Source organism: Sulfurimonas sp. (assembly GCF_014859695.1).
In the GTDB taxonomy this organism is placed as follows: domain Bacteria; phylum Campylobacterota; class Campylobacteria; order Campylobacterales; family Sulfurimonadaceae; genus Sulfurimonas.
In genome coordinates this window covers 1-3,164 of record NZ_JACUTS010000133.1, presented here as the reverse complement: position 1 = coordinate 3,164, position 3,164 = coordinate 1, and the positions used below count along the sequence as shown (strand labels likewise).

The 3,164-nt window shown below is 41.9% G+C and carries 3 protein-coding genes; all 3 read right to left on the bottom strand.

Going from position 1 to position 3,164, the window contains the following annotated elements; all coding sequences use genetic code 11:
- Positions 1-60 precede the first annotated feature (60 nt).
- Positions 61-759, bottom strand: a complete 699-nt coding sequence (locus tag IBX42_RS11815; protein ID WP_294933133.1) for a 2Fe-2S iron-sulfur cluster-binding protein — start codon at positions 757-759, stop codon at positions 61-63.
- Complete coding sequence (locus IBX42_RS11810) at positions 749-2,356, bottom strand: FAD-binding protein (protein WP_294933132.1); 1,608 nt, start codon at positions 2,354-2,356, stop codon at positions 749-751. The genes IBX42_RS11815 and IBX42_RS11810 overlap by 11 nt, the downstream gene beginning before the upstream one ends.
- Positions 2,346-3,164: HAMP domain-containing sensor histidine kinase (locus IBX42_RS11805; RefSeq protein ID WP_294933131.1), on the bottom strand; the 819-nt coding region annotated here is incomplete at its 5' end. The genes IBX42_RS11805 and IBX42_RS11810, both read right to left, overlap by 11 nt.

Sequence of the window (3,164 nt, the reverse complement as noted above, 5' to 3'; positions counted from 1 at the left end):
TTATTTATATTTATAACAATTATTGCAGATTATAACATATTTTAAAGTGTGTTAGCTGTTTTAAAAAACAGGACTTCCATCATTGAAGCTTCCGCCAAAGTTGCCAAAACTTGGATCCATATAGCCAAACATAAAACTTTTTGCCCTTAGTTTCTCTATATCTGCCTTGCTTGAGATTCCCTGCGGACAGACAAGCGTACACTCGTTGCATAACGTGCAGTCCCATACGCCGTTTGTCTGTACGGCATCTATCTTGCTTTTTGGGTCTGACTCTCTTTTATCGCTAACATAGCGCCAGATTCTTGTTAGTGAAAATGGTCCTAAAAACTCGCTATTGACGGCATATACAGGACATGCACTATAACATGAAGCGCACAGTATGCAGTCACTTTGAAGTTCATTTATATGCTGATTTTCTATAGAGAGTTCTACATTCTCTGCGAGCGAACTCTGCCATGCTTTTGCCTTTGCATTAAATGAGTAAGCTCCGTCCATATCAACAACCAAATCACGAAGTACGGGAGTATTGTTAAGCGGCTCCACCAAGTCGCCATCTTTTACATGATGCGAACATGCTAAGACTTCGCGTCCATTAACTCTCACGGCGCAACTTCCACACACACCGCTTCTGCATCCGCTACTATAGGCAAGTGATTGATCTTGGCTTCTTTTTATCTCATTTAACACCTCTAAAAGAGTCGCGCCCTCCATGTTGACATCGTACTCTGCAACACTCTCTCTTTTGATATTAATTTTCATAGCTCACCCTCTTGTCTGCATCTAAAATAGTGTGTGCTCTGTATGTCTCATCTGCCTCAGGAAAATCGATTCTAAAGTGCGCGCCTCTGCTCTCCTGCCTGTTTATGGCACTTAGCAAAACCGCTTCTGCCAACATGAGCATATTTTTAAACTCCAAAAACTCTATAAGATTTGTGTTGTACTCTTTTGCTTTGTCGTTCACACCCATCTTTGGTAAATTATCTCTCATCTCTTCTACCGCTTTTAAAGCGTCTTGCAACGCCTCTTTCTCTCTCTTTATCCCTACATTTTTGTAAAAAAGCTCGCCCAAATACGCCTGTTTCTCATAAAAATTTATCTCGTTTGTAAATCTCTTTATCTCTGCAATCTCATCTTCAAAAAACTCCTTTTCTTTGAAAAGAGTTCTATCTTTAGAGAAATTTTTAGCATACTTGGCAGCGTTAACTCCCGCTTGTCTGCCAAACACCACAAGCTCTAAAAGAGAGTTTCCGCCAAGTCTGTTCGCGCCATGAACTCTATGGTTTGCGCACTCTCCCGCCGCAAAGAGTCCCCCGATTGATGTTGAAGAGTTGGAATCAACCTCTATACCTCCCATAGTGTAGTGTGCTGCTGGTTTTATCGGGATAAGATCTTGTGCAGGGTCAATATTTTCATAAAGTTTTGCAAGTTTTGCCTCTTGAGGAAGCTCCTTTTCTATAAACCCTGCCCCTAAATGGCGGATATCGAGATAGATATCTTCGCCTTTTGCAATCTCATCATGTATGGCTTTTGAGACCTCATCACGGGGTAAAAGCTCGTTCACAAATCTCTCGCCTCTTGAGTTTAAAAGATGTCCTCCAGCGCCTCTTGCACTCTCTGAAATTAAAATTGAGGAGTTTTTGAGCGCAGTAGGATGGAACTGTACAAACTCCATATCGCTCACTCTTGCTCCTGCTCTTAGTGCCGCCGCAACTCCATCACCCGTAGAAGAGAGAGAGTTTGTGGAGTAGTTATTGTAGACTCTGCTGTAGCCTCCCGTTGCGATAATTACGCTTGAGGCTTCATGTATCTCTATCTCACCGCTTCGTTTGTTGAGCAGGCTCACGCCGTAGATATATTTTTTGCCGCTCTCGTCAAACTCACTTAGAAGTTCGAACAGATATCTCTCATTTAAAATCTCAATTTGCGCAGCAAGAACCCTGTCATAAAGCGTGTGAAGAATTTTCAAACCCGTATAGTCCTGGGCGTAACAAGAGCGCGCCCCGTAAGCGCCGCCTAGTTTTCTTTGGGCAATTTTAGAGTTTGGCGTTCTGCTAAATGGAACACCTATGCTATCAAGCCATGCAACGGCTTTTGGCGCTTCTTCGCACATGTACCTAACAGCACCCTCATTCGCTAAGCCGTTCGCAGATTTGAGCGTGTTTTGGACGTGCATCTCTACGCTGTCGCCCTCATCGCCCGACAAAACTGCATTGATACCGCCTTGAGCCATGCATGTCTGACTCCTTGCGGGATACTCTTTTGTTATTACAACCACTTCGGCACCGCTTTCATGTGCATTCAAGGCGGCAACAAGTCCTGCTCCGCCTGCTCCTACTACTATAACTCTATTTTTCATTCTCTTCCTCGCTTATAGCTATTTCGATTGTAAATTTTGCTCCATTTTGGATATTTTCGACATAAAGTTTACCACTACTATGCTGCTTAATAATATTTTTTGACATATGAAGTCCAAGTCCAGTGCCGTTTTTATCGAACTTTGTCGAGAAATAAGGGTCAAAAACTTTATCTATTATATCCTCGCTTATCCCTAGCGCATTATCGCTTATCTCCATAACCGCCACGTCTCCTCTGTCATAACTTTTTATACAAATCTGAGCATTATCCACCCCTTTTGCACCAAACTGCTCTCTTGCATTATTTATGATATTTACCAAAACCTGCACAAACTCATTTTTAAAGAGCTTGACTCTGCTCGTGGAGCCAAGCTCCAAAGAGAGATCTATATTTTCAGATGCCAAACTACCCTCTAGCAGCCAGTAGGCCTGAAATACCGGAGCATTTAAAGTACACTCCTCCTGTTGCTTATTGGGTCTATAAAAGTCACTAAAATCAGAGATAATCTGACCCATGTTGTTTGTATAAAACTCGATTTTTTTAAGCTTTTTATCTAAAAAATCCAAAAACTCTTTTCTCTGTTTCTCATCACAGAGATCATACTGTTCAAGCTCTATTGCCATAATCATAGATATATTAAGAGCAGATATGGTGCTAAGAGGCTGCTTCCACTGATGCGCTATCATGCTTACGGTTTCACCGATTTGCGCTAAACGTGATTTGTGAAGCATATATGTATCTTTTTTCTGCATCTCAGCCACCGCTTGGGTAACCATGCTTTGAAGCTCGCCATTTTTCTTTTTTAAAAT

Coding starts and splice junctions, on each gene's coding strand:
- IBX42_RS11815 (WP_294933133.1), bottom strand. CDS start 759: ATGAAAATTAATATCAAAAGAGAGAGTGTTGCAGAGTACGATGTCAAC.
- IBX42_RS11810 (WP_294933132.1), bottom strand. CDS start 2,356: ATGAAAAATAGAGTTATAGTAGTAGGAGCAGGCGGAGCAGGACTTGTT.